Raw genomic sequence first — 24,058 nt, 5'->3', positions numbered from 1 at the left:
GGCAAGCAAAAGAGTGACGCTCGGGTGTCGAAGTAGTGAACTTAGGGCTTTGACCGAGGGAAAGCCGCCCTGGTTCACTGGATGGCATGGCCCGACGCGCGAATCCCATCCCGCACAGCAGTGCAGGCGAGGTCCTTCGCCTTGTGCGTGACGGGGAAGCCGAGACCCGGGCCGACGTCGCCCGGCTGACCGGGCTGTCCCGATCCGCCGTGGCGGCTCGGATCGACGAGCTGGTCGACGCCGGCCTGCTCGCCGAGCGGGCCGATGGCGTGTCCACCGGCGGCCGACCGCCGATCCGCCTCGAACTCAATCCCGACGGCGGCCTGGTGCTTGCCGCCTCGCTCGGCAGCAGCCGCGGCCAACTCGCGGTCTGCGACCTGACCGGCCGGGTGCTGGCCAGCCGGGAGACCCAGATGGCCGCCCAGGGTGGGCCGGACGCGGTGCTCACCGGACTGCCGGCCTGGATCGACACGATGCTCGCGGAAGAGGGCTTCGACCCGGCGCGGGTGCGCGGCGTCGGGGTGGCCGTGCCCGGCCCGGTCGAACTGGACACCGGCCGCGCGGCCGGCGCGCCGACGCTGCCCGGCTGGGACGGGGTGGCGATAGCGCCCACCCTGCAACGCCGGTTGCCGGTACCGGTGTACGTGGACAACGACGTGAACGTGATGGCCCTGGGCGAGTACCGGGCCCGGGCCGACGCGGGCGACCTGGTGTTCGTCAAGGCCTCCACCGGCATCGGCGCGGGGATAGTCGCCGACGGCAAGGTGTACCGGGGCGCGCTCGGCGCGGCCGGCGAGATCGGCCACATCCCGGTGGCCGGCGGCACCGGCGTGCGGTGTTGGTGCGGGAACGTGGACTGCCTCGAAGTACTGGCCAGCGGACGGCACTTGATCGAGACCCTGGCCGCGCACGGAGCGCGCTTCCCGGACGGGCGCGAGGTCTCCAGCGTGCGGGACGTGGTGGCGCTCGCGGCGGCCGGTCAGCCCGAGGCGGTTCGACTCGTGCGCGAGTCCGGGCGGATGCTCGGCGAGGTGCTGGCGAGTGTGGTCAACGTGCTCAATCCGGCGGTCGTGGTGCTGGGTGGCGACCTCGCCGACGCGGGCGATCCGCTGCTGGCGGGGGTGCGGGAGGTTGTGTACAAGCGGTCCACGGCCGTGGCCACGCGGGAGCTGCGGATCGTGCCGAGCGTGTTGGGGGAGGCCGCGGGGCTGACCGGCTGCGCCTTCATGGCCCTGGACCAGATCCTGTCGCCCGACTCGGTGGACACGACACTCGCGCGGCTCGCGGGTGGGCGATCGTTGCCGAGCGTGAATCGGGCGCTCCCGGCCTGAACTCGGGCCGGCGGCTTCCGGGTTGCCTCGGGCGCACTCGGACCTGGCGGTGGCTGGTCGTCCTCGGGCGCGGGCCTCAAGCGCCGGCCGGCTGCTGTGTGTTCGTCCGCCGTTGAGCGTGGGTTGCTTCGGGTTCGCCTCATGCGCCGGCCGGGCTGGTTCGCCTCAAGCGCGGGCGAGGCTGAGTGGCCTCAAGCGCCGGCCGGGCGGGGTTCGCCTCATGCGCCGGCGGGGCTGGGTGGCCTCAAGCGCCGGCCCGGCTGGGTTCACCTCAAGCGCCGGCGGGGCTGAGTGGCCTCAGCGCCGGCCCGGGCTGGTTCGTCTCAAGCGGCGGCGGGCCGCGTCGCCTTGGGCACCGGCCGCGCTGCTTCGGCCCGCGCACGCTGGGCCGAGTGCTGCGCGGAAAGAGATCCTCCGCGTGGGGAATGTTGAGTGGGCAACTACTGTTGGAGCGAGCAGGGCCCGGGAAAGCCGGGACCGTACTCGTATCCGAGGAGCAGGCCATGCCCGCCGTCACCGTTTCCAACCCGCTGGCCCTGCCGCGTCTGCCGGAACCCGGTCTCGACGCGCGGCCGCGCCCCGTGCTCGCCGTCACCACCGCGCCCACCGGTGTCGAGGGCGAGGGCTTCCCGGTTCGCCGCGCCTTCGCCGGGGTCGATCAGAGCCATCTCGACCCGTTCATCATGATGGATCAGATGGGCGAGGTGGACTATGCGCCGGGCGAGCCCAAGGGCACCCCGTGGCACCCGCACCGCGGCTTCGAGACGGTCACCTACCTGATCGACGGCGAGTTCGTGCACCAGGACTCGGCGGGTGGCGGTGGCGTGATCACCGACGGCGACACGCAGTGGATGACGGCCGGCTCCGGCCTGCTGCACATCGAGGCGCCGCCGGAGGCGCTGGTGACCAGTGGCGGTCTGTTCCACGGCATCCAGCTGTGGGTCAACCTGCCGTCCGCGCAGAAGATGGCCGATCCGCGCTACCAGGACATCCGCGCGGGTGACGTCAAGCTGCTCGCGTCGGACGACGGCGGCGCCCTGGTGCGGCTGATCGCCGGCTCGGTCGGCGGCTTCGACGGGCCGGGCATCACGCACACCCCGATCACGTTGCTGCACGCCTCGGTCAATCCGGGTGCACGACTTTCGCTGCCGTGGCGCAAGGACTACAACGCCCTGGTGTACGTGCTCGCGGGCTCCGGCACCGTGGGGACCGATCGTCGACCGATCGAAACCGGCCGGCTCGCGGTGTTCGGGGCCGGGGACACGATCAACCTCCAGGCCGATGCGCGACAGGATTCGAACAAGCCGAACCTCGAGGTGATCGTTCTCGGCGGACAGCCGATCGGCGAGGAAGTCGCCTGGTATGGCCCGTTCGTGATGAACACGCACGCCGAACTGGCGCAGGCGTTCGACGACTTCAAGGCGGGTCGGATGGGAAGGATCCCGGCGGACCGGATCTGACGGCCGGTCAACAGTGGCCGAAGATCATCGGCGGGGAATCTGACGGGTCGTCAGAGCCCTTAGGGTGCAAGGGAATGCCTCACAGGGGCGAGCGCGTGGGCTACGCAACGGAGCCGACCGGTCGCCCCTTGACGCTGTCCCGCCCACTGGCCACACTGAACAAGGTCAAATGGAACGTACCGGTTTGCCGCGCTATGAGCGCGGCCTGCGGAAAGAGGAGTGGAGCCGTCACCTCACCACCGTGAGCTCCGCCGCCGGGCCGAAGTGGCCCCGGTCGACGGCGCGATGTGACACCGGACGAGAGGAGTCCGCGTATGTCCTGGCCCTCCCGGGTGGCACACGGCATCGGCGACGGTGACCGACGGCCGCCCCACGCTTCATATTTCGCCATCTCCCCGACCGGTTCGTGGGTGATCGGACCGGCTTCGACCGGTACGTCGCCCACGGGTTTTCCGTCGACCCGTGCGTGGCCCGGTGCGACCGGGCCCTGGGGGCCCTGATGGCCACCGACTGGCGCAAGAAGTTCGTGGAGAGCACGGTCAAGACCCGGGCCTCGTCCACGAACTGGATCGCGCTGAAGATCATCCACTCGAACGCGCTCACGATGCTCATCCTCGGCACCGCCGCGCTGTTCGCGGTGGTTCTGCACCTCAAGGGACGTGCGCGCGACGGTGAGTTGTTCGCGCTTGCGATCGCGGTGCCGTGGATACTGGCGGCATATCGGCACAGCCGTGCCTGCAAGCCGTGTCCACGTCAGTCGGGAGGGGGATAGGCGATGAGCGCGTACGAACCGCCACCGCCCCCCGAGGCACGCGGACTTCGGCTCGGGGACCTGGTCCGTCGACGCCAACTCGCCGACCCCGACGAGGAGGAGCCGGCCTTCCCGGCGCCTCGCGCGGAGCGTGCGAGCAAGCCCTCGCGCGCGTCGAGCGCACCTCGGGTCGACGAGGAGCCCTCGTGGCGGCGGGACTTGCGGGAGCGTCGGAAGCACGAGCGGGACGCGGCGGCCGCGGCCGAGACCCGGCGTACGACCGAGCGCGCGGGCGGTCCGCCCACGCGCCCCGGACGCGCCGCCGAGGACCGACGCGCCGAGGAGGTCCGCCGGGCCGAGGCGCAACGGGCCGAGCGCGGCACCGCCGGTGCGGCGGATCGGCCGGCGCGGCCCACGGTGCGGCACGTGATGAAACCCCGCGACCCGGGGCGCCTCAACGCCCCCGCGACGCCCGTCGAAAGCGCGCGCAAGCTGCCGTGGCGCAAGTCGGCCAAGGCGGCCGGCCCGGCCGCGGGCGCCGCCGCGGCGGGTTCCGCGGCCGAGACCGCACGCGGCGCGACCGCCGCCTCCGGGCTGAGCAGGTTCGTTCGCCGAGGTCCCGCGGCCGGAGCCGCGGACGATGCCCCCGGAGCCGCCGATTCCGGTACGCAGGGCGCGGGTTCGGGTACACCCAAGGTGCAGCCGCCGTTCGTGGGGGGTGCCGACGGGAGTGTCGGACCCACCCGGGGTCCGTTCGGTGGAACCGACCTGATCATGCTGGTTCCCGCCGGATTCGCCGCCTACTACGGTGCGGGGCTCCTCGTGAGCTGCTCGTCGGAGGCGAACTTCATGGCGGCCTTCTGCCTGTGGCTCATGATGGGCTTCTGGATCGTGATCGTCAGCGCGAAGTGGCCGCTGCTGCGGCTGATGCGCTGGGCCTGGGTGCTCGCCGGTCTGATGGCCGGCGCATCCATCCCCATCGGTGGCGGGTGACGGTGCGTGCGACGTGAGTAGCTTACGAACCGTCATATCACGGGTACGCCAAGGCAAACAGGGACCGGCGGACTACCGCAGGACCGGAGGGGAATCATGCACATGTCGCTGAGCGCCGTGGCCGCTGCCGCGCCCGACTCCATCGTCGAGCTCCAATTGGCGCTGCCCAACGAGACGAGCAGCGCCGGTCGTGGAGTGACCGTCGGTGTCCCGATCCTGATCATCTTCATTCTCTTCTACCTGGTCACCCACAAGAACTACAAAATCGGTGGCCTGGTTCTGGCCTTCGTGGCCGGCGTGATGTTGTCCGGTACCCAGGTGGCGTCCTCGCTCTCGGAACTGGTCGACCACTTCGTCACGGCCGGCGTCAACGCGGTCAGCGACGTGTTCAGCTGAGCCGGGGCCGCACGGGCCGGGCCGCACCGCGGTCGGGCCCGACGGCCGTGGCACGAACGCGCGTGGTCGACGGGTGACGTCCGGCGTGCGGTGGTCGTCTCGGTGGTAGTCCCCAGGACATGAGCGATGGTCCTTGGGACATGAGCGATCCGCTGCACGTGATGACGTTCAATCTGCGCGGCCCGGAGAACCCGGCGCCGAACTCGTGGCGGGAGCGCTTTCCCCTCGTGGTGGAGACGATCCGCCGCGAGCACCCGCACGTGCTCGGCACCCAGGAGGGGCGCTGGCATCAACTCCGGCCGCTGGCCCGCGAACTGCGGGCCGAGTACGACTGGATCGGCCTCGGGCGCGAAGGGGGCAGCGGGTCCGAGTTCGGTGCGGTCTTCTACGACGTCGAACGTCTGGAGCCGTTGGCCTTCGACCACGTGTGGTTGTCCGCGTTCCCGCGCCTGATCGGATCGCGTACATGGGGCAATTGGCGGCATCCCCGGATGATGACCTGGGTCCGCTTCCGGGATCTGGACTCCGGCGGGGAGTTCGCCTTCGTGAACACGCACTGGGATCACGTCTCGGCAAATGCCCGGCGCAAGAGCGCGCACGCGCTGCGGGCACTGTTGGCACGCCGGTTCGCCGGTGAACCGGCGATCGTGGTGGGCGACTTCAACGTCGGTACCGACAGCGTTCCGTACGCCATCCTGACCGCGGGTGGGCTGCTGCGGGACGCGGACCCGACCGGCACGACCCGGACCTACAACAACTGGGAACCACCGGTCGACGGCGAGCGGATCGACTGGATCCTGGCGACCGCCGATTTCGACGTGGTCGACGCGCGCACGCTGACCTGGACCAGGGACGGCCGCTGCCCGTCCGACCACTGGCCGGTCCAGGCGTGGCTGCGTCGGCGAACGACGTCCTGAACCGGAGTCGGTCGGCCCACGCGCATCCCGTGGCCCGGACGGTTACGCCCGATCCGCCAGCCAGTTGCCGTGGAACCCGAACGGCACCCGGCACGGCAGATGCACGGTGGCCACCGGGTCGGCGCCGAGGTCGTCCGCGTCCAGCACGACCAGGTCGCTGGTATCACTCGCCGCGTCGTACACGTAGGTGAGCAGCCAACCGGGCCCGCCCGGCCGCTCGTCGGCGGGCACGAACGTCGCCTCCCCGGGCGTACGACCGGCACCGAAGTCGTGGGCGAGCGCGGTCCCGTCGGTCAGGTCGTAGCGCAACACCGCCTGCTCGGTCACGGTGAAGCCGTGACGTGCGGACAACCCGGCGAGTCGATCGTCCACGCGGGGGAACTCCGATGCCCGATCGTCGAGTTGCTCCTCGCGCACGCTTCCGCCGGCCAGGTCGATGGTCCACCGCCACAACGTGGCGGCGCCGTCCGGCGCATCCTGGCGGTACAGGTGCGAGCGGCGCATGACGTACAGCACGATCCGGTCGGTGCCCTCGTCGTGCGCGTTCAGCGTGTGGAAGACGTAGCACGGGTCGATGTCGAACCAGTGCACGGCGCCGTACGGGTCGTCGCGTCGCAACACGCCCAGGCGGGCGCCGTAGTCGTCGTCCCACGCGTACGGCATGGTCCCGGCCCGAGCGCGGTCCGGGTCGAAGACCACCGGCAGGTCCATGAAGACCACGTGGCCTTCGGTGAGGTTGAAGTCGTGCATCATCGTGTGGCCCGGGACGTCCAGGTCGCGGCTGACCACGAGTTCACCGGCGGCGTCGGCGCGGTGGTAGGTCACATACGGCGGGACGAACGACCCGTAGCCGAAGAAGTGCAGCTCGCCGGTGGTCGGGCAGGTCTTGGGGTGCGCGGTCATCGCGGTGCGCAGCCGGCCGGCGAAATCGTACGGCCCGATCGTGTCCAACGACTCGGTGAGCTCGTAGGGGTACGAGCTCTCGACGAGGGCGAAGGTGCGGCCGGCGTGTCGCACCACGTGCGTGTTGGCGACGCCGTCGGCCGGGTTGCGGGCGCCGTCGGCACGGCGGAGCGGGGCGCGGGTGTCGAAGTTGTTCGTGCGCACGTAGCGATTGCGGTACCACGCGGCCCGCCCGGCCGTCAGCCGCACGCCGTGCACCATGCCGTCGCCGAGGAACCAGTGGCCGCTGGGGGTCCGCGGGTTGGGGCCGTTGCGCAGGTAGGAACCGGTGAGTTCGACGGGGAGTTCGCCGCTGACCCGCAGGGCGGTCTCGGTGCGCTCCTCGGTGACCGGGGCGTGGTTGCCGGTGAGGTGGAACGGCGTCATGATGCGGGCTCCTGGCGGGTGTGCGGGCGGCGGACGTGCTCGGCGCGGGGTTACGAGCGCGGGCTTACCGGTGCGGGGCGCGGGTCAGCCGGCGTGTCGGGCCTGGACGATCGCCGGGTAGCGGGCGGTGAAAATCGCCGGGACCACGAATCCGGCGGCCTGCACGGCGATCGCCACGCCGCCGGCGAGGTCGTCGGCCTTGACCAGGTAGAGCGCGAGCGCGGTGACCGTGAAGCTCGCCGCCCAGACCGCGGTGATCACCACGTTGACCCGCAGGAAGCCGGGCAGGCCCCAGATCTCGCGCGGGGTGGAGCGGCGGGCGATCACCAGGGTGAACGGGTTGCGCAGGGCCAGCGAGCCCCACGCGGTGATCGCGAGCCACGCGAACGAGGCGGCGCCGACGTAGCGGTGGAAGGCGGCGTCCGGCGCGGCGAACGCGATCGGGGTCAGCACCAGGAAGAAGGCCGCGCTGCTGTAGGCGAGCAGGTCGACCCCGCGGCCGGCCCGGTGGTCCTGGGCGGCCATCGCCACGGTGACGGCCAGGGCGGCCAGGGCGCCCCACTGCCAGTTCGTCGAGGGAATGGCGGCGAAGACGATCCACGGTGCGAAGTTGCGTACGTAGTTCACGGGATTCCCCTGGCTCGACCTGGCGCTCGGCACGACCCTGCGCTGCTGACAGGTCAATCATGGACGTTCCTATTTCGACATGTCAATGCTGAGTGGTAAAGTCCGGGTCATGAGCCTCCGTCATGCCCTCCTGGGACTCCTCGCCAATCGGTCGGCCAGCGGCTACGACCTGTTGAAGGCATTCGAAACCTCGCTGGCCAACGTGTGGCCTGCCACCCAGAGCCAGGTCTACGGCGAACTGGGCAAACTCTCCGCCGAGGGCCTGCTCGACGTGACCGCCGAGGGCCCGCGCGGCCGCAAGGAGTACTCGATCACCGCGAGCGGGCGGACCGAGCTGCGGCACTGGCTGGTCGAGGTGGAGCCGGAGCGGGTCCGGCGCAGCGGCATGCTGCTGCGGGTCTTCTTCCTGGACACACTGGATCCGGCCGAGGCCCGGGACTATCTCGCCGCCCAGGCCGAGGCCGCGGCCGGGACCCATGCGGGTCTCGAGGCGGTACAGGCGAACGTGGAGTGGGACGACAGCCCGCTGTCGGTGTACGGGCGGATCGCGCTGGAGTACGGGCTGCGGTTGTCGCAGGTACAGCGCGAGTGGGCGGAATGGGCGGCCGAGCAGGTGACGCCGCCGACGCCGTGAGCCGGCGCGACGGGCCCGCCCGCGCGGTGTGCGTCGCGCGGGCGGGCAGGGTCCGTCACTCGGGCGCGCGGCCGGCCGAACCCGGCCGCGCGCGGCTCAGCGGAACTCGTGCACGACCTCGATCGGGCCGACGATGTGCCGGTTGAACTCGGCCAACTCCTCGGCCGGCACCCACAGTTCGAGCACGGTGCGGCCACCTGCCTGCCGCACCGGGTAGCGGATCACAAACTCGGTCTCGATCCGAAAACGGGTCACGTAGCCGACCCCGGAGGCCGGCACATTCCAATCGCGCGCGATCTTGATCGCGTAGTCCTCGTTCAGCACCGGATAGAAGATCGGCTGGTCGGGCAGCCTGGCCGGCCAGGCGGTCCAGCCGGACTCGCGCACGAGCTCCAACTCGGCCGGTCCGGTCGGCCGCCAGAGCGTCGTGGTGGGGATGGCGTTCATGGCCACATGGTGCGTCCGCAGGGGGTCGGGGTGGAAGCGGATTTCGCAGGTCGGGGCGGTCGCCGGCGGCTCGGCGGGGTACCGCCGACGGAGTGACTTCCGCCTCGCTTCGAATGGATCTGACGGACCGTCATGGATCTTGCCGGCATCCGCTGCTAGTTTCCGCGGCATGGAACACCGCATAGACCCCGAATTGCTCGCGGTCCTCCCGTACCTGCCGACCGTGGACATCGCCGACCCGGCGGCCTTCCGCGCGGCGCAGCGGAGCCGCACCCAGCAGGTGCAGCGTCCGGACGGCCTGCTGGTCGAGGACCGGATCGTGGCCGGGGGCGTACCGGTGCGGATCTACACGCCCGAGGACGCGGCCCGGGCGACCGGTCCGGACGGCTCGCTCGGGGTGCTGGTGTGGTTCCACGGCGGCGGCTTCGTGTTCGGCGACATCGACAGCTCGGACGGCGGCTGCGTGGCGACCGCGCTGGAGGTCGGCTGCATCGTGGTGAGCGTGGAGTATCGGCTCGCGCCCGAGCACCCGTTCCCGGCCGGCTTCGAGGACGCGTGGGCGGCGCTGTGCTGGGTGGCCGAGCACGCGCCCTCGTTCGGCGCCGACCCGGCGCGGATCGCGGTGGGCGGGGTCAGTGCGGGCGGGTGTCTGGCCGCGGCGCTGGCGTTGCGGGCACGGGACGAGGGCGGGCCGACGCCGGTGTTCCAGGTGCTCGACACGGCCGTGCTGGACGACCGCCTGGACACCCCGTCGATGCGCGAGTTCGAGACGGCGCCGCTGTGGGACCGGCGGCAGGCGGCGCTGAGTTGGCAGTACTACCTGGCCGGCGCCGAGCCCACCGCGTACGCGGCACCGGCCCGCGCCACGGACCTGACCAACCTGCCGCCGGCGTACATCACTGCCAACGAACTGGACCCGCTGCGCGACGAGGCGATCGAATACGCCTCCCGGCTGATCCGCGCCGGCGTCCGGGTCGAACTCCACCACCGCCCGGGCACCTTTCACGGCTCCAACGCCATCCCGACCGCGGACGTCTCGCGCCGCGCGACGGCCGACATCCGCCGGGCCCTGCGGGCGGCGTTCGAGGTCGCGTAGCCGGCTCGGCCTAGGCCGTGTCCGGTGGATCCTGGTGGATGAGGTCGCGTCGTCCGGTGCCGTGGCTCGGCGTGCCGGAGAAGCGGCCGCATAGTGGTTCCATGCGGCTGTTTCTCCGGTGCGGCGAGACGAGCGCAGCGAGGAGCCCGAAGGGCGGATGCCAGGCGGCGCGACCCCACCAGGATCCGCCGGACACGGCCTAGGCTGGGGGCTTCGGTGTTCGGGCTGCGGAAGGTGTTGTCGTGATCGTCGCGTTCTCGGTGTCCCCGCTCGGTGTCGGTGAAGACGTCGGGGAGGCGGTCGCGGAGGCCGTCCGGGTGGTGCGGGCCAGCGGGCTGCCGAACCGGACCGATGCGATGTTCACCTCGATCGAGGGCGAGTGGGACGAGGTAATGGCCGTGGTGAAGGCGGCCGTCGAGGCGGTCAAGGCGCACTCGAACCGGGTCAGCCTGGTGCTCAAGGCGGATATCCGCGACGGGGTCGTGGACGGGCTGACGGCGAAGGTGGAGACGATCGAGCGGTACCTGGCGTAGGGCGGCGGAGGCCGAAGACGAGTGCGGGGCTTCGGGTTCGGCTTCGGCTTGGCTTCGGGTTCGGCTCCGGCTTCGTGTTCGGGTTCGACTCCGGCTTCGGGTTCGGCTTCGGTTCGGAGCCCGGAGGCCCTTGGCCCGGAGTTTTGGGGCCGGCAGTCTCGGAGCCCGGGTCGAGGCCCGAGTCGGGAGCGGCCTCGGTGTGGGTGCCGTCGTGGCCACGAGTCGGCGGACCGGGTTCGTGGCCACGATCGCATGTCCGCGGTGCTTCGGGTCAGATGGCGAGCACGTTGGCGGCGCTCGGGCCCTTCTGGCCGTCCTGGATCTCGAACTCGACCGACTGGCCCTCGGCGAGCGTCTTGAAGCCGTTGCCCTGGATCGCGCTGAAGTGCACGAAGACGTCCTTACTGCCGTCCTCCGGGCTGATGAAGCCAAAACCCTTGGCCTCGTTGAACCACTTCACGCTCCCCTTGATCTTGGCCATCTGGTCGCCTCTCCCGAACTCCGAAGTACCGCGTGGGTACGCGCGCATCGAGCCTGCCCAACACGACGGGTACCGGAAACCAGGAACCCGGTCGGGCGGGCCGTAACGGATCGTCGGGTCCACCCCATTCCTCTCGGAGCGTTCCCTCCGATGGGTGATCGAGGTTGTTCCGGATATTCTGGATGGGTAGCGTCCAGCATATGCACATGAGCGAAGGCGTGGAGTGGGCCCTGCACAGCTGCCTGAACCTGGCGTGGGCCGAATCGGGAACTGCCGTGACGGCGACGAAACTGGCCGCCTTCTACGACCTGCCCGCCGCGTACCTGAACAAGCAGCTCCAGGCGCTCGCCCGGGCCGGCATCGTCACCTCGACCTCCGGCCCACGCGGTGGCTTTCGCCTCGCCCGCGCCCTCAAGGACATCACCCTGATGGACGTCGTCGTCGCGATCGAGGGCCCCGACCCGGCCTTCCGTTGCCAACAGATCCTGCACAACGGCCCCGACGCCGACCCCACAGCCGACTACCGCACCTCCTGCGTCATCGCCCAGGCCATGTCCCGAGCCGACCTCGCCTGGCGCCACGAACTGGCCGCCCAGACCCTCGCCGACCTCAGAGCCACGGTCGAATCCCGCTCCCCGGACACTCCGGAACTCACGCGCGCCCGCCTGGCGAAGAAGTAACCGCGAGGAATGTTGGTGTGCCGGCGCCGCGGCCGAGCCGGCCGTTGAAGCCACGGCAGAGCCCGCGGCCGAGCGTGCCTCGGGATCGGCGGCGGCATGGGCGTCCGCCATCGGGGTGGTCGGCACCGGCCATCGGGATGGTTGTGGGCACTGGGCGAGCCTCGGCGAGGCGTCCCGGCGCGCGAAAACGTCGGCAGGAGGCCACCACCGCGTGCGGGTGGGCGGGGCGTGGCCGCTCGCAAGGCGTGTCCTCGATCCCCCGCCGACTACCCGGCCGCCGGGCATCCGCCCTGCGGGCTCCGCATTTGTGTGCGCCGCTTCGGCGAAATGCCCGAATGGAGCCCCAGGCGGGTGCCGTCCCGGCACGTGCGGGTGATGCTACGGCCTGGCGGCCGGCGGCCCGGCGGCCCGGCGACGCACCGGCACACCGACACACCGACACGCGGTCGCTGCGGAACCCGGCGAAGGAGTGAAGTCACGCCCTAGGTTTGGGCATTGCAGAAGGCCATCGATCCGCTCCGGAGGTGCCATGCCCCTGCCGATGAAGTTGTGCGCGATAACCCTCGATTGCCCTGATCCGCAGGCTCTGGCGGCGTTCTACCAGCAAGCCACCGGCCTCGAACCGCACCCGAAATCCGACGCCGACTTCGCCGGTCTCAACAGTGTGGACGGCCTCTTCATCGGCTTCCAGCGGGTCGACGACTATCGGGCTCCTTGCTGGCCCGATCAGAGCGTCCCCCAACAGTTCCACTTCGACTTCGAAGTCGAAGACCTGGACGAGGCCGAAGCCCTACTGCTGGAACTGGGCGCAGGCAAGCCGGACCACCAGCCGAACGAGGACAGGTGGCGCGTCCTCACCGACCCGGCCGGCCATCCCTTCTGCCTGGTCAGCCGCTGATTGCTCGTACTCGGCGCGCGACCTGTCGAAGTGCCCGAGGCCGCCGCCCCCCCAGCACGACGAAGCCACGCGGGCCGGCCCCGGACCGGGCCGCGTCGCCGACCACGACGTTCCAGCATGCGCGTTTCCCTCAGCTGCCTTCCGCCCTCCGCCTTCGGCCTTCCGCCCCCGCCCTCCGGCTTCGCCGGCTCGCACGCTGCTGCGTATCCGCGTCCTCGCCCGCCCCCGGCCCGTGTGCATCACGGACCGGTCGCAGAGGCGTCGCGTCCGCGGTCCCGGCCGGGCGTCCGTACCGAACCGGCGCCGGCGGTGCCCTCGTTGCGGCGGCGGCCGGCGAGTTCTCGGACGACGGCGAGGAAGTTGTCCCGGACCCGAGTGGGCCGAGCCGGATCCCAAACTGCGCCGATCCGCCAGGACACCGCATCGGATCCGCCGGTTCGCTCGCCACCGAACCTGCCGAGCGTTCCGCCGTCCGCCCCGCCGTCGGATCCACGGCCGGACTCGCCACCCGCCCCGCCGTCGAGCCCGTCACTCGACCCGCCACCGGACTCGATCGGGGTCACCGTGACCGTGGCCGCCGCGATGTCGGCGGCACCGGCCGGCACCAGGGCCGCGCCCACCCCGGCCGCCACCAGAGCAAGCACCGTCTGCAGGTCGGACGCCTCCTGGACGAGCTCGGGCCGAGCCCCGAATTCGCTCTCGAACAGCTCGATCTGCCGTACCAACCCCGGCCCCTTCGCCCGCGTCAGCCGCACCACGGGCCGGCCGCGCAACCACGCGGCGACCCCGACCGCATCCGTCGGGGGCGGATCCTGGTCCCCGGGCGAGGCCACCGCCAGGGTGTCGGTCAGCACCACCAGCCGCCCCAGGTCGTCCGGCGCCGGCAGCCGTACGAAACCCACATCGAGATCGCCGGCTCGTACCGCCTCGACCTGTGCATCGGACGACATGTCCTCCAACGTGATCCCGACTCCCGGGAAGCGCCGCCGAAAGGCCGCCACGGCATGCGGGGCCAGATCGATACCGGAGAGCCCGAACCCGACCGCCAGCGTCCCCGCCTCGCCACGCCTGAACTGCGCGGCCCGGCGGCTCAACACGTCGACGCGCCGCACCAACTCCCGCGCATCCGGCAACAGCGCCAGCCCGAGCCGGGTCGGCTCGGCCCCCCGCCGTCCGCGCGTGAACAACGCGCCACCGACCTCGGCCTCCAGGGCCTGAATCTGCTTGGTCAACGCGGGCTGAGTGATCGACAAGCGCCCCGCCGCGACTCCGAACCCGCCGGAGTCCGCGACCGCGACCAAGGCTCGCAGCAGCCGCACGTCCATACCCGGAGTCTAGGCGGCGATCCATTCCTCCCGGTTATCGAAGCGGCCCAAACATTCATTGGACCGCAGCCCGCCGCACCACTGTGATGGGGGAGAGATCGGACCGGTAAGCCCGACCACACGTATCCAGACGTATCCAGGTACCGAATACCACGTACCGAACTCCGGATACTCGCCTACCGCCTACCGCCTACCGCCTACCGCCTACCGCCTACCGCCTACCGCCTACCGCCTACCGCCTACCGAACCCGAGAGCGGGAGCCATCGATGGACCAATTGTTGCGTTGCGCGTCGGTACAGTTCGAGCCCCGCCCCGACGACAAGGGCTACAACCTCGCCCGCGTCGAACACTTCGTCCGCGAAGCCGCCGCCGACGGCGTCCGCCTGGTCGTCCTCCCCGAGATGTGCCTCCTGGGCTACTGGCACCTCCGTCGCCACACCCCCGACCGCCTGCGCGAACTCGCCGAGCCGAGCACCGGCCCGTCCGTCACGCACGTGCGCCGGCTCGCCATGGAACTGGGCATCGCGGCCGGCCTCGGCTTCCTCGAAATCGACGAGACCGACGGTCGCCTCTACAACTCGTACGCCGTCTGCCTCCCTGACGGCCGAGTCCACTGCCACCGCAAACTGCACGCCTTCGAACACGAGGCCATCTCCAGCGGCGACCACTACACCGTCTTCGACACCCCGTGGGGCGCCCGCGTCGGCATCCTCATCTGCTGGGACAACAACCTGGTCGAAAACGTCCGCGCCACCGCCCTCCTCGGCGCCTCGATCCTGGTGGCCCCGCACCAAACCGGCGGTACGGCCTCGCGAAGCCCGCACGCCATGCGTCCGATCCCGATGCCCCTGTGGGAGGCGCGACACCGCGACCCCGCCGCCATCGAAGCAGCCTTCCGCGGCGAAAGCGGCCGGGCCTGGCTGATGCGCTGGCTTCCCGCCCGAGCCCACGACAACGGCCTGGCCCTGATCTTCAGCAACGGCGTGGGCCGCGACGACGACGAGGTCCGCACGGGCAACGCGATGATCCTGGACCCCTACGGCCGCATCCTCACCGAGACCTGCGCCGCCGAAGACACCATGGTCACCGCCGACATCGACCTGTCCCTGATCCCGATGTCCACCGGCCGCCGCTGGCTCAAGGGCCGCCGGCCCGCCCTCTACGACATCCTCACCCACCACTTCGGCGACGAACGCCCACCCAGAACCGCCCGCTTCTCCACGGAGCCGCCCACGCTGGAACCCCCGCCCGCTCAGGGCGAGTCCGCCTCCACCTGATCCGGCCGCGCCGATTCAGCCGTGAACGCGCCCTGCCCGGATCTTGCACGCCTCAAGGGTCCACGGCCGCCGTTCGGCTCAAGGACCGCCGGCCTGCCTCCCACGGCCTTCTCATCCACCACTTCGGCGACGAACCCTCCCCGGAATCGCCCGCTCCACCACGGGGTCGGCCACCCTCGGACCATCGCCGGCCCAGGGCGAGTCCGCTTCCACCCGATCCGGCGGCACCTGGCGCCTGGCGCGGGTCGTGGGTGCGCCTGGCCCAAGTCGCACGTGCCGACAGGGTCTCTCCGGCGCGGGCCGCCGCCGGCCCACCCTCTACGGCATCCCCACTCACCACTTCCATCCACTTCCATGCGAAACGTGCCCCCGAAGAGCCGCCCGCTTCTCCACCACCCCGCCCACGCCGGAACCCCACCGACTCAGGGGCCGGCCTCGGACGAGCCCTCCTCCGCCCGGGCACGTGTGCGATACGACTCGTGGAGGTCGATGGTGTCCCTGAGCGAACACCCCTGCACCCGCCGGATCACCGCGATCGCCTGCACGGCACCCCAACCCCGAGCGCGCAGAAACGCCGAAACGCATCGTGGTCACGCTCCGCCTCCCAGACGGGCCGTGCCAATTTCGCGGCCTCGGTCAACCACTCTTCCGACCGTCGAAGCCGGTCGGCACTCGTGACATCCATACGCCGACTCTCGGTGGTTCCGCCGCGACCGTCCACGCGTTCTCGAAGGCCAGGGACGTACAACCGCCCTGCCCGCCGCCACGCGGCCATCCAGACCAGACCGCAGCCCAGGGAGGGCAACGAGGCCGAAGCCCACCTGGGCGTCGACTCGTCGGCATGCCACAGGACGTGGCCGTGGCCGGACCCGGCCGGACCCGGCCCGCAGCGTGCCGCCGCCGTGACACGCCAAGGGCGCACCGTCGCCGATCGATCCACATCCGCGTCACCCGCCACTTCGGCGAACGCGGACGGCGGCGTCATGACCCCACCCTCCGCGTTCATCGACCGGTCAGCACGACCAACTTGCCCACGGTGCGGCCCATTTCCATGTCCATATGAGCCTGCCGAATGTCGTCGTCATCGAGCCGATAGACGTGCGTCGGCCCCAGCGAAATCCGCCCTGCGGCGATCTCGTCGAGGTAGTGCTGCAACACCTCGCCCGGCAGATCACCGCTCTCGCCCCCATAGGCGGTCAACCGAACGCCCTTCGGCAGATAACCGATGGGATAGAAGTCCCGCACGAGCCACTCATTGGACAACATGCCGGTAAAACACACCGTCCCGTGCACCCGCGTGGCGGCCAGGGTGTCCGGCAACGTCGGCGTCCCGACCAACTCCAACGCGGCATCGACCCCATCGGGATACAGCGCCCGAACCGCCCCGGCCACACTCCCATCGTCAACCAACACGTGGTCGACCCCCTGAGCCTTCAACACATCCACATTCGCGGCCTTACGAGTGGTCGCCAACACGGTCGCCCCAAGCCCCTTCGCCAGCGCCGCCGCAGCCAGCCCGACCGACGAAGTGCCGCCACGAATCAGCAGAGTCTGCCCCGCAGCCAAATCCAACCCGGTGGTCAGCGACCCATAAGCGGTCTGCAACGTCTCCGGAACCGCCCCGATCACCTCCCAAGCCAACTCCGACGAAAACGGAATGACCTGCCCCACCGGCACCAACGTGTACTCCGCGTACCCACCGTCGTAGGTCCGCCCCATATTCCCCATCATCGTCACCACCTGCCGCCCAACCGCCGGCCCACACCCCTCATCGGCCGGATCCAGCTCATCCACAACCCCCACAGCCTCAATCCCCGGCACCCGCGGAAACGTGACCCCCTCCGCCAACCCGAGCCGCGTATGCAACTCCGACCGATTGAGCCCAAACGCCTTCACCGCAACCCGAACCCACCCCGGCCGCACCTCGGGAACCGCCACATCCCGCACCACCAGGTTCCCCACCGGCCCGGGCCCACCCAAAACCACAGCCCGCATCGTCCCGCCCATCAAACCCGTCAACCCCATTGCCTCAGCCGACAGCACCGGCACACCCACCCCACCAGCATCCCTGTTCCGATCCACCCAAGCAGTCGACGCCATCGCAAGGCGGATCAGGAACGTCACCCCAAGCCCGCCAAGCAAGCCCGAACAAACTCGGAAACAACGAAGTCCCAATCCAACGAAGTCGCCAGTCCACGGAGACCATCCGTGACCCGGGCCTCATCAACGAGCGGGTTTCACCGGAACAAGGTCAGATCCCACCGGGCCGAGCCAGGATCGGGCGGAAGCGCAACCTGCCCGTTCCACCGGGCCGGGGATGCGGGGGTCGAACTCATCCCACGGTCACTCCACGAAGACGTGCGTTTGCGTATCACCCACTCACTGCGGCAACCCTCGCACCGGCCGGGGCGCAACTGGACCTCAGAACATTGCTCCTCGGTAGGCCGAAGCCACATTGGTGGAGGCCACTACGAGGCATGGGCGGCTGGGTCCCGCGCTGTCAGTCGAGCAAGCAGACAACATCGCAGCAGCTCGGCGCCCGGTTCCGCCGGCGTCACTCTTCGTGGAGCCCCGTGGTCTCGAAACCTTCGATGTGCGATATTGGCACAATGGACGCCGAACTCACTTGGTCTGACGTCGGAGCGCGGGTAGCCACCGCTCGGCGCTTGGTCGGCCTGAGCCAGGAGCAGGTGGCCGAGGCCCTGAACGTCGACCGCAGCGCTGTGGCCAAAATCGAGGCGGGGCGGCGTCAGTTGAGTTCTCTTGAACTCGTTCGCCTGGCGGAGCGCTTGGAGCGCCCCCTTGCATGGTTCGTGACGAGTCCACCACCGGCCGTGGCCAGCCGGAGGGCACAGCAGGCCGAGCAACGCTCCGATCCAGTAGGAGACCTCGTCCTTGAGGACGTAAGTCGGGACGTGGCCCTACTCGTCGAGGTCAAATCGATTCGGCCCCCGCATCAGCCTGGACGCTACTCCGCGTTCGGTGCGGATGACGTGGAAGCCGTCGGAACGATCGCGACATCGGTGCGTGACTGCATGCGTGTCGACCGGTCGAAGCCGCTGCTGGCCTTGTCTGACGCGGCGGCCCGCATTGGCCTGTACGCGTACTCGCTGAGGCTCGGCGAGGGTGCTGTCGACGGATGTTATGCCGAAGTTGGCGATGGTATCGGGGTTGCCGTAATCAACGGCGACCGAGACTCGGGCCATCGTCGGTTTGTCCTGGCGCATGAGATTGGGCATCACGTACTGGGAGACGCCTTTTCTACCGACTGGGGCGGGGCAACCGGGGAGCATGAACGTGCGATTGATGCGCTGGCCAGGTCGATCCTGATTCCGCCGGGTATCAGCCGGCGCTGGTCGGAGCTCACTCTCAAGTATGAAAAACGCAGCAGTGCAATTATTCTTGGCGCCGAGTATCGCGTGAGCTGGTCTCTCCTCTTGTTTCGTCTCAGAGAGCTCTCGCTGATCACCGGAAGTGACTTGCGGGTTCTCGACTCTCGATCTCCGACGCGCGCAGACTACCTCGAAGCGGGTGTCCGGGTGGAAGAAGAGTTGGTAGCGCCCGAAGTTTCTACAGGAGTTTTGCAGGCTGCCATTCGCGCGTACAAGAAGCATAAGATCTCTGCTGAGCGAGCAGTTGAAATTGCGCGTGGAGCCGTTACCGTGGACGAGCTTCCGGCGCGAGATGAGATCCCGCTCGAGGCACTGAGGAATGAGTTGGCTTGACAGCCTTGCTCGGGGGCGGGCGCCTGGTGTTCGACAGCTCGCCACTAAACTACTTCGCGCGCTCAAACCAGCTGGACAAGCTCGGCCGGCTCGTTGATGGGCATCGGTGCGTCATCACGCGCGTCGTCGAGGAGGAAATTTTAAACGGCACGACCAAGAGCAGTCGGCTTCATCACGTCCTTGCCACGCCTTGGATCAGTGTTGTCGACGAACCGAGTCTTGGGTACATAGCGCGATTCAGTGAATATCATTCACGAATGGGCGGAGGCATGCGCAACCTGGGAGAGTGCGCAACCCTTGCCTATGCGGAGTTTCACGGAATTTGCGCCGTGGTGGACGACCGCGCCGGCAGGGCGATGGCGATCGAGCGTGGTACTCAAATCACCGGATCCCTTCAACTGATCTGCCGAGGGATACGCGACGGGATGATCACCGAAGACGAAGCTTCCGGCGTGGTCGATATTCTCGCCGACCACGAAGCATTCTTGCCGTGCTCCGGTAGCGAGTTCATTGACTGGGCGCGAGGCGAGGGGTTGCTTGATCTCTGACCCACGCGAGGGGCCATGGGAGTCGCCCATTATGGCGCTGACAGCTGGTATGGAGTGTCGGGCCTTTCGGGGGCGAGCGTGATGCTGCAGTTGACGACTCGTCAGGCCAGTGGATGAGGTCTGCCGGAAGAGCCTCGGACCGGGGTTGGGCGCACCTCGGTTCGCCCTTCGCCGTCCGGCACGCAGGCCCGGAACTCTCCTTCCGCCACCTCCGCTGTTTCCCGGTGCGGTGAGACGCGGTGCCGGGCGGCGTGGCCCCACCAAGATCCGCCGGACACGGCCTGGTCGTGTACGACCGCCCCTCTGGTGCATCGGCTCAGGGTGGATGTGTAACGGGTAGAACCGGACGCTGCGTCCACAAGCCGGCAGTCGCGCTGCCAAGCCGTTGCCGACACCATCGCGAAGCGAGTCAAGTTCACCGCCGACATCGACCCGCATCCGGCACGGACCCTGCGTGCGAGGCGCGGCGAGTCCGGAAACGACGAAGGCCCAGCCCACGGAAGTCCTCCGTGACCTGGGCCTTCTTCACACGAGCGGGCGACGAGAATCGAACTCGCGTTCTAAGCTTGGGAAGCTCATGTTCTACCATTAAACTACGCCCGCATCAGGCGCCCCGAGGGGAACCCTGCATCGTCACTCTACCGGATGGTCGAGCGTGGTTGCAGCAACGTTTCGTGGTGGGGGTGGGTGTGGCGGGTGGGTGGTGCGGAGCGTTTGGGTGGATCCGGGGGCCTGCGATTACCCTTTCCACGTGCTTCTATCGGACAAGGACATTCGCGCGGAGATCGACTGCGGTCGGGTTCGGATCGATCCCTACGAGCCGGCCATGGTTCAGCCGTCGAGTGTGGACGTTCGACTTGACCGGTTCTTTCGGGTCTTCGAGAACCACAAGTACCCGCACATCGACCCCGCCGTCGAGCAGCCGGATCTCACTCGCATGATCGAGCCCCCCGAGGGCGAGCCGTTCATTTTGCATCCCGGTGAGTTCGCGCTCGGCTCGACCTACGAGGTCGTGTCGTTGCCGGACGACGTGGCCTCCCGGTTGGAGGGGAAGAGTTCGCTCGGGCGGCTCGGGCTGTTGACGCACTCCACCGCCGGGTTCATCGACCCGGGCTTCTCGGGGCATGTGACGCTGGAGCTGTCCAATGTCGCCACGTTGCCGATCAAGTTGTGGCCGGGGATGAAGATCGGCCAGTTGTGCATGTTCCGGCTGTCGTCGCCGGCCGAGTTCCCGTACGGGTCCTCGGTGTACGGGTCGCGGTACCAAGGGCAGCGCGGGCCCACTCCCTCCCGCTCGTTCAAGGACTTTCATCGGACGAACGTCCGCGACTAGATCGCGGTGAGGTGGCGATCCCGCCGAGATCGCGACCGCGACCGCGACTGCGGGCATTGATCATGACTGCGAGCACCGATCTTGATCGCGAGCGATGCTCATAGCCGTGAGCGCTGCTCGCGAGCGTGAGCACTGCTCTCGCCTCCACTCTCCCGCCGCGACCACCACCCGCGGCCGATCCCGAAGCGAAGATAGGCATACCCGGACATGAGTGACGTGCGTGAAAACCTCACTTGGCCGCTCTTCGGCCAGGCCACGCGTGAGCTGGCGACGCAGGTTGCGGAGGACGGGTACGAGCCCGACATCATCCTGTCGATCGCCCGCGGTGGCGTGTTCGCGGCCGGTGCGCTCGCGTACGCGCTGGACGTGAAGAATCTGCACCTGGTCAACGTCGAGTTCTACACCGGCATCGGGACCACGCTGGACATGCCGGTCATGCTCGCGCCGGTGCCGGACGTGGTGGACTTCTCGAACAAGAAGGTGCTGATCGCGGACGACGTCGCGGACACCGGCAAGACGCTGCTGCTGGTTCGGGACTTCTGCGAGGGCAACGTCGCCGAGGTGCGCTGCGCTGTCGTCTACGAGAAGCCGCAGTCGCTGGTCAAGTGCGAGTACGTGTGGAAGCACACCGACGAGTGGATCAACTTCCCGTGGTCCGTGCAGCCGCCGGTGGTCACCCGCCAGGGCCAGATTCTCGACGCCTGAGCCGGACCGGAGCAGGGTTCGGAAGAGGAAGAGGAAGAGGAAGAAGGGGAGCCGGAGAAGGAGTGGGGGTACCGGCTCCGACATGCGCTGCCACCGGCGCTACCGCCCGCGCTTCCGCCCGCCGGCTACCGTCCCTGTGTGCTGAACCGCATCAACGCGCCCAGTACGTCCACCGCGCCCGGCAATCCCCGCTCGATCGGATCCGGGGGGACCGCCCAGCGGGTGCATTCGCCGCATGCGGTGGACGAGGGCGGGGCCGGTACGAAGTGGCCCACCGCGTGGTGGCGGACGTCGAACCGGGCCGTGTCGTTGTGGTCGACCGTGTACCAGTACATGCTGCGCGCGCCCGGGTCGACCAGGAACAACAGCCGCTCGCCCGGTAGATGCAGGACCGGCCCCAGCGGCAGGCCGGTCACCTCCAACTGGCGGATCGCCGCATAGCCGACCTTCGCCGGGGCGTCCAGGACGTCGAACTCCAGCCCGCTCGCCAGCAGGACCGTGTACGGCTTCCCGCTCCACCATTCCCAGACGTCGTCGGTCGATCGGGTGGCCCGGGTCAGCCCGGGTTCCGCGGCGGGGTGGGCGCCCGGGTCCGGGCAATCGGTGTCGCCGCACGAACATCGACCGTCTTCGACGTAGGCACCGGGCAGGACGGGCCAACCGCGATCCACGACGTAGAAGAGAGCGGCGGCCTGGAGCGCAGCCCGGGTGCGTTGCCGCACAAGCATGTCCGTTCCGTTCCTCACAACCGCGATGACGACGAGATGTCGTACGCGGACAGGTGTACTTCTACGAGTACACCGCCCGAAGCGGTTACCGAACAGATCCGCAACGCGGCCCGGCCGTGCCACTTGTGGTCCGCCCGGTCCACTGCCGGCACGCTTCGCCGCCGGCCTGACTCGACGTCAGAACCGAGGCCGCACCCACGCCCCCACCGCCGCCCACCTCACAACGCCACCAACATGCTGACGCCGTCCGGCCGTCCGGCCGTTCAGGGTCACAACCTCACGACCCCCAACCGCACAACGTCACGCCACCACGCCGCCACGCCGCCACGCCGTCCCGCCCCAAGACGTCACGCCACCACGCCTCACGACGTCACGATCGCACACCGTCACGCCCTCGCGACCTCGCGCCTCCGCAGCCTTACGACGCCAACGGAAGCTTCAACACCAGCAACAACGCGATCAGCTCGACCGACACACACCCCAGCGCCCGAGGCCACGGCAACTCGTGTACCCGCGTCATCAACATCGTCAGCAGCCACGCGGTCAACGCGAACGACGCGATGCCGATGCCGGCCACGATCGGATTGTCGTCGGGTGCGAACAGCGCGACCACCAGCCGTGGTGCGTCCGCGATCCAGACCAGGATCATCGACAGCGTGATGAACGGCGTCGGCGATCCGTTCCCGCCGAACTGGGTCGCGAGCGCATGCGACACCAGCCCGAGCAGTGCGCAGAACGCCGGCACCATCACGATCACGATGCCGAGTGCGGGCACGCTCGTACTCATGGTCGAGTCGACGAGTTCCTTGCGGGACGCGTCGTTCGCGAACACCGCGAGCGCGCCACCGAGCGCGGACATGATCAGCGCCGGCCACCACACCGCCTGGTCGCGGACCGCGTCCATGGTGCGCAACGGGCGCAGCACGAACCCGCTCAGCACCTCTTTCCAGTGCAGGTTCCGCGGCGGTGGACCGCTGTACTGCGGCGGCTGCGGGTACGGCTGCTGCTGCCGGGGCGACACCGCGGGCGTCACCGTCGTGTACTCGTCGGGCGGCGCGCCGTAGATGTACAGACTCGTCTCGTCCGGCAACGACAGAGGCCCGTAGTTCGGGTCGCCCGAGCCGCCCTGTCCACCCTGCGACGACGAAGGCGTAGGCGGCGGTGGCGGCGGAATCTGCTGTCCGTGGCCCTGCTGCCCATGGCCTTGTTGCCCGCCGTAGCCCTGCTGCCCGCCGTGGCCCGGTTGGCCGCCGTAGCCCTGCTGCCCATACCCCTGTTGGCCACCGTACGGGCCCTGTTGGCCACCGTACTGATCGCCGTGAGCCCCGCCGTGCTGAGGTGGGTAACCCTGGCCGGCAGGCGGGGGCTGTTGCCGGTACGGGTCGTAGGGTCCATTGCCAGTCACATCAATGACGGTACCGGCAGTTCGACCCCTCGCGTCGTCCCGGGAAGGTCGTAATTCGGGCACAAAAACGCGATCGCCGTCGACCTCCCGCAGGAGAACCGACGGCGATCCCGTCACCTGTCACCCGTTATCATCCGCCGACCGCCGACCGCCGACCGCCGACCGCCGACCGCCGACCGCCGACCGCCGACCGCCGACCGCCGACCGCCGACCGCCGACCGCCGACCCGTCACACAAGCACTACTTGGCTCCCGCGTCCTCCAGGGCCTCCTCGGCCGCCGGTGGTTCGGGGAGTTGCACGGATTGCAGGAGCAGTTGTGCCACGTCGACGACGCGGAGGTCTTCCGAGGCCTCGCCGGCCTGCTTCTTGGCGTTGATCGAGTCGGTGAACATCACCAGGCAGAACGGGCAGGCGGTGGAGACGATGTCCGGCTTCAG

Annotated in this window: 25 protein-coding genes and 1 tRNA gene; 16 read left to right on the top strand and 10 right to left on the bottom strand. The window is 69.4% G+C overall.

The genetic code is table 11. The features are described 5' to 3' along the window. Positions 1–143: 143 nt before the first annotated feature. From ACFZBU_RS31940 to ACFZBU_RS31915, 6 genes are all read left to right on the top strand, one after another. Positions 144–1,331 (top strand): ROK family transcriptional regulator, encoded by a 1,188-nt coding sequence (locus ACFZBU_RS31940; RefSeq protein ID WP_391587182.1) that lies wholly within the window; start codon positions 144–146, stop codon positions 1,329–1,331. Between the two features lie 503 nt (positions 1,332–1,834). Further along, complete coding sequence (locus tag ACFZBU_RS31935) at positions 1,835–2,791, top strand: pirin family protein (protein WP_391587181.1); 957 nt, start codon at positions 1,835–1,837, stop codon at positions 2,789–2,791. 406 nt (positions 2,792–3,197) lie between these two features. Beyond that, positions 3,198–3,563: a hypothetical protein gene (locus ACFZBU_RS31930; protein WP_391587180.1), complete on the top strand. Its 366-nt coding sequence runs from the start codon at positions 3,198–3,200 to the stop codon at positions 3,561–3,563. Between the two features lie 3 nt (positions 3,564–3,566). After that, positions 3,567–4,535: a hypothetical protein gene (locus ACFZBU_RS31925; RefSeq protein ID WP_391587179.1), complete on the top strand. Its 969-nt coding sequence runs from the start codon at positions 3,567–3,569 to the stop codon at positions 4,533–4,535. A gap of 102 nt (positions 4,536–4,637) precedes the next feature. Then, entirely contained in the window at positions 4,638–4,931 is a 294-nt protein-coding gene (locus tag ACFZBU_RS31920) for a hypothetical protein (protein ID WP_391587178.1), read from the top strand. A 119-nt stretch (positions 4,932–5,050) separates the two neighbouring features. Then, the gene (locus ACFZBU_RS31915) at positions 5,051–5,848 is read left to right on the top strand and encodes an endonuclease/exonuclease/phosphatase family protein (protein WP_391587177.1); all 798 of its coding nucleotides are present in this window, start codon (positions 5,051–5,053) and stop codon (positions 5,846–5,848) included. A gap of 42 nt (positions 5,849–5,890) precedes the next feature. Here the strand turns inward: ACFZBU_RS31915 and ACFZBU_RS31910 are convergent, their stop codons facing one another. Both ACFZBU_RS31910 and ACFZBU_RS31905 read right to left on the bottom strand, forming a co-directional pair. After that, positions 5,891–7,177, bottom strand: coding sequence for a carotenoid oxygenase family protein (locus tag ACFZBU_RS31910; RefSeq protein ID WP_391587176.1), 1,287 nt, complete (start codon positions 7,175–7,177; stop codon positions 5,891–5,893). Positions 7,178–7,261: 84 nt separating this feature from the next. Beyond that, complete coding sequence (locus tag ACFZBU_RS31905; RefSeq protein WP_391587175.1) at positions 7,262–7,804, bottom strand: hypothetical protein; 543 nt, start codon at positions 7,802–7,804, stop codon at positions 7,262–7,264. Between the two features lie 109 nt (positions 7,805–7,913). Between ACFZBU_RS31905 and ACFZBU_RS31900 the strand changes: the two genes are divergently transcribed. After that, entirely contained in the window at positions 7,914–8,438 is a 525-nt protein-coding gene (locus ACFZBU_RS31900) for a PadR family transcriptional regulator (protein WP_391587174.1), read from the top strand. A 96-nt stretch (positions 8,439–8,534) separates the two neighbouring features. Here ACFZBU_RS31900 and ACFZBU_RS31895 read toward each other — a convergent pair whose 3' ends face one another. After that, the gene (locus ACFZBU_RS31895) at positions 8,535–8,885 is read right to left on the bottom strand and encodes a hypothetical protein (RefSeq protein ID WP_391587173.1); all 351 of its coding nucleotides are present in this window, start codon (positions 8,883–8,885) and stop codon (positions 8,535–8,537) included. A 169-nt stretch (positions 8,886–9,054) separates the two neighbouring features. Between ACFZBU_RS31895 and ACFZBU_RS31890 the strand changes: the two genes are divergently transcribed. Then, on the top strand, positions 9,055–9,981 hold the full coding sequence (locus ACFZBU_RS31890) for an alpha/beta hydrolase (protein ID WP_391587172.1): 927 nt from the start codon (positions 9,055–9,057) through the stop codon (positions 9,979–9,981). 242 nt (positions 9,982–10,223) lie between these two features. After that, entirely contained in the window at positions 10,224–10,514 is a 291-nt protein-coding gene (locus ACFZBU_RS31885; RefSeq protein ID WP_391587171.1) for an MTH1187 family thiamine-binding protein, read from the top strand. Between the two features lie 271 nt (positions 10,515–10,785). Here ACFZBU_RS31885 and cspE read toward each other — a convergent pair whose 3' ends face one another. After that, the gene (cspE, locus tag ACFZBU_RS31880) at positions 10,786–10,995 is read right to left on the bottom strand and encodes a transcription antiterminator/RNA stability regulator CspE (protein ID WP_355544882.1); all 210 of its coding nucleotides are present in this window, start codon (positions 10,993–10,995) and stop codon (positions 10,786–10,788) included. A gap of 200 nt (positions 10,996–11,195) precedes the next feature. On the opposite strand from cspE, the gene ACFZBU_RS31875 reads away from it, so the two are divergent. Both ACFZBU_RS31875 and ACFZBU_RS31870 read left to right on the top strand, forming a co-directional pair. Further along, complete coding sequence (locus ACFZBU_RS31875) at positions 11,196–11,675, top strand: RrF2 family transcriptional regulator (protein ID WP_391587170.1); 480 nt, start codon at positions 11,196–11,198, stop codon at positions 11,673–11,675. Positions 11,676–12,204: 529 nt separating this feature from the next. Continuing rightward, positions 12,205–12,573, top strand: coding sequence for a VOC family protein (locus ACFZBU_RS31870; RefSeq protein ID WP_391587169.1), 369 nt, complete (start codon positions 12,205–12,207; stop codon positions 12,571–12,573). Between the two features lie 239 nt (positions 12,574–12,812). On the opposite strand, the gene ACFZBU_RS31865 is transcribed toward ACFZBU_RS31870, so the two are convergent. Further along, positions 12,813–13,898 carry a LysR family transcriptional regulator gene (locus ACFZBU_RS31865; RefSeq protein ID WP_391587168.1) on the bottom strand — a complete coding sequence of 362 codons (1,086 nt, stop codon included), beginning with the start codon at positions 13,896–13,898 and terminating at the stop codon, positions 12,813–12,815. A gap of 267 nt (positions 13,899–14,165) precedes the next feature. Between ACFZBU_RS31865 and ACFZBU_RS31860 the strand changes: the two genes are divergently transcribed. After that, positions 14,166–15,176, top strand: a complete 1,011-nt coding sequence (locus ACFZBU_RS31860) for a nitrilase family protein (protein ID WP_391587167.1) — start codon at positions 14,166–14,168, stop codon at positions 15,174–15,176. A 1,002-nt stretch (positions 15,177–16,178) separates the two neighbouring features. Here the strand turns inward: ACFZBU_RS31860 and ACFZBU_RS31855 are convergent. Beyond that, positions 16,179–17,183: a zinc-binding dehydrogenase gene (locus ACFZBU_RS31855; RefSeq protein ID WP_391587398.1), complete on the bottom strand. Its 1,005-nt coding sequence runs from the start codon at positions 17,181–17,183 to the stop codon at positions 16,179–16,181. A gap of 602 nt (positions 17,184–17,785) precedes the next feature. Here ACFZBU_RS31855 and ACFZBU_RS31850 point away from each other — a divergent pair. Together ACFZBU_RS31850 and ACFZBU_RS31845 are read left to right on the top strand one after the other, a co-directional pair. Then, positions 17,786–18,901: a helix-turn-helix domain-containing protein gene (locus ACFZBU_RS31850; protein ID WP_391587166.1), complete on the top strand. Its 1,116-nt coding sequence runs from the start codon at positions 17,786–17,788 to the stop codon at positions 18,899–18,901. After that, on the top strand, positions 18,898–19,449 hold the full coding sequence (locus ACFZBU_RS31845) for a hypothetical protein (protein ID WP_391587165.1): 552 nt from the start codon (positions 18,898–18,900) through the stop codon (positions 19,447–19,449). The genes ACFZBU_RS31850 and ACFZBU_RS31845 overlap by 4 nt, the downstream gene beginning before the upstream one ends. Before the next feature lie 532 nt (positions 19,450–19,981). Here ACFZBU_RS31845 and ACFZBU_RS31840 read toward each other — a convergent pair. Then, a tRNA-Gly gene (locus ACFZBU_RS31840) sits at positions 19,982–20,052 on the bottom strand. A 148-nt stretch (positions 20,053–20,200) separates the two neighbouring features. On the opposite strand from ACFZBU_RS31840, the gene dcd reads away from it, so the two are divergent. After that, entirely contained in the window at positions 20,201–20,782 is a 582-nt protein-coding gene (dcd, locus tag ACFZBU_RS31835) for a dCTP deaminase (RefSeq protein ID WP_020557430.1), read from the top strand. Positions 20,783–20,989: 207 nt separating this feature from the next. Further along, a complete protein-coding gene (locus tag ACFZBU_RS31830) occupies positions 20,990–21,487 on the top strand; it encodes a phosphoribosyltransferase (RefSeq protein WP_391587164.1) in 498 nt (165 codons plus the stop codon). A 125-nt stretch (positions 21,488–21,612) separates the two neighbouring features. Here ACFZBU_RS31830 and ACFZBU_RS31825 read toward each other — a convergent pair whose 3' ends face one another. The 3 genes from ACFZBU_RS31825 to ACFZBU_RS31815 all read right to left on the bottom strand — a co-directional run. Continuing rightward, positions 21,613–22,215, bottom strand: a complete 603-nt coding sequence (locus ACFZBU_RS31825) for a bifunctional DNA primase/polymerase (RefSeq protein ID WP_391587163.1) — start codon at positions 22,213–22,215, stop codon at positions 21,613–21,615. Positions 22,216–22,633: 418 nt separating this feature from the next. Continuing rightward, the gene (locus ACFZBU_RS31820; protein ID WP_391587162.1) at positions 22,634–23,620 is read right to left on the bottom strand and encodes a Yip1 family protein; all 987 of its coding nucleotides are present in this window, start codon (positions 23,618–23,620) and stop codon (positions 22,634–22,636) included. A 240-nt stretch (positions 23,621–23,860) separates the two neighbouring features. Further along, positions 23,861–24,058: hypothetical protein (locus tag ACFZBU_RS31815; protein ID WP_391587161.1), on the bottom strand; the 198-nt coding region annotated here is incomplete at its 5' end.

The organism is Embleya sp. NPDC008237 (assembly GCF_042956465.1).
Taxonomy (GTDB): domain Bacteria; phylum Actinomycetota; class Actinomycetes; order Streptomycetales; family Streptomycetaceae; genus Embleya.
This window is presented reverse-complemented; position numbering and strand designations above follow the sequence as displayed.

Bases quoted from the DNA above. Each gene is read 5' to 3' on its own strand.
- ACFZBU_RS31935 (WP_391587181.1), top strand. From the start codon at position 1,835: ATGCCCGCCGTCACCGTTTCCAACCCGCTGGCCCTGCCGCGTCTGCCG.
- ACFZBU_RS31925 (WP_391587179.1), top strand. From the start codon at position 3,567: ATGAGCGCGTACGAACCGCCACCGCCCCCCGAGGCACGCGGACTTCGG.
- ACFZBU_RS31920 (WP_391587178.1), top strand. From the start codon at position 4,638: ATGTCGCTGAGCGCCGTGGCCGCTGCCGCGCCCGACTCCATCGTCGAG.
- ACFZBU_RS31915 (WP_391587177.1), top strand. From the start codon at position 5,051: ATGAGCGATGGTCCTTGGGACATGAGCGATCCGCTGCACGTGATGACG.
- ACFZBU_RS31910 (WP_391587176.1), bottom strand. From the start codon at position 7,177: ATGACGCCGTTCCACCTCACCGGCAACCACGCCCCGGTCACCGAGGAG.
- ACFZBU_RS31900 (WP_391587174.1), top strand. From the start codon at position 7,914: ATGAGCCTCCGTCATGCCCTCCTGGGACTCCTCGCCAATCGGTCGGCC.
- ACFZBU_RS31895 (WP_391587173.1), bottom strand. From the start codon at position 8,885: ATGAACGCCATCCCCACCACGACGCTCTGGCGGCCGACCGGACCGGCC.
- ACFZBU_RS31890 (WP_391587172.1), top strand. From the start codon at position 9,055: ATGGAACACCGCATAGACCCCGAATTGCTCGCGGTCCTCCCGTACCTG.
- cspE (WP_355544882.1), bottom strand. From the start codon at position 10,995: ATGGCCAAGATCAAGGGGAGCGTGAAGTGGTTCAACGAGGCCAAGGGT.
- ACFZBU_RS31875 (WP_391587170.1), top strand. From the start codon at position 11,196: ATGCACATGAGCGAAGGCGTGGAGTGGGCCCTGCACAGCTGCCTGAAC.
- ACFZBU_RS31870 (WP_391587169.1), top strand. From the start codon at position 12,205: ATGCCCCTGCCGATGAAGTTGTGCGCGATAACCCTCGATTGCCCTGAT.
- ACFZBU_RS31865 (WP_391587168.1), bottom strand. From the start codon at position 13,898: ATGGACGTGCGGCTGCTGCGAGCCTTGGTCGCGGTCGCGGACTCCGGC.
- ACFZBU_RS31860 (WP_391587167.1), top strand. From the start codon at position 14,166: ATGGACCAATTGTTGCGTTGCGCGTCGGTACAGTTCGAGCCCCGCCCC.
- ACFZBU_RS31855 (WP_391587398.1), bottom strand. From the start codon at position 17,183: ATGGGCGGGACGATGCGGGCTGTGGTTTTGGGTGGGCCCGGGCCGGTG.
- ACFZBU_RS31850 (WP_391587166.1), top strand. From the start codon at position 17,786: ATGGACGCCGAACTCACTTGGTCTGACGTCGGAGCGCGGGTAGCCACC.
- ACFZBU_RS31830 (WP_391587164.1), top strand. From the start codon at position 20,990: ATGAGTGACGTGCGTGAAAACCTCACTTGGCCGCTCTTCGGCCAGGCC.
- ACFZBU_RS31825 (WP_391587163.1), bottom strand. From the start codon at position 22,215: ATGCTTGTGCGGCAACGCACCCGGGCTGCGCTCCAGGCCGCCGCTCTC.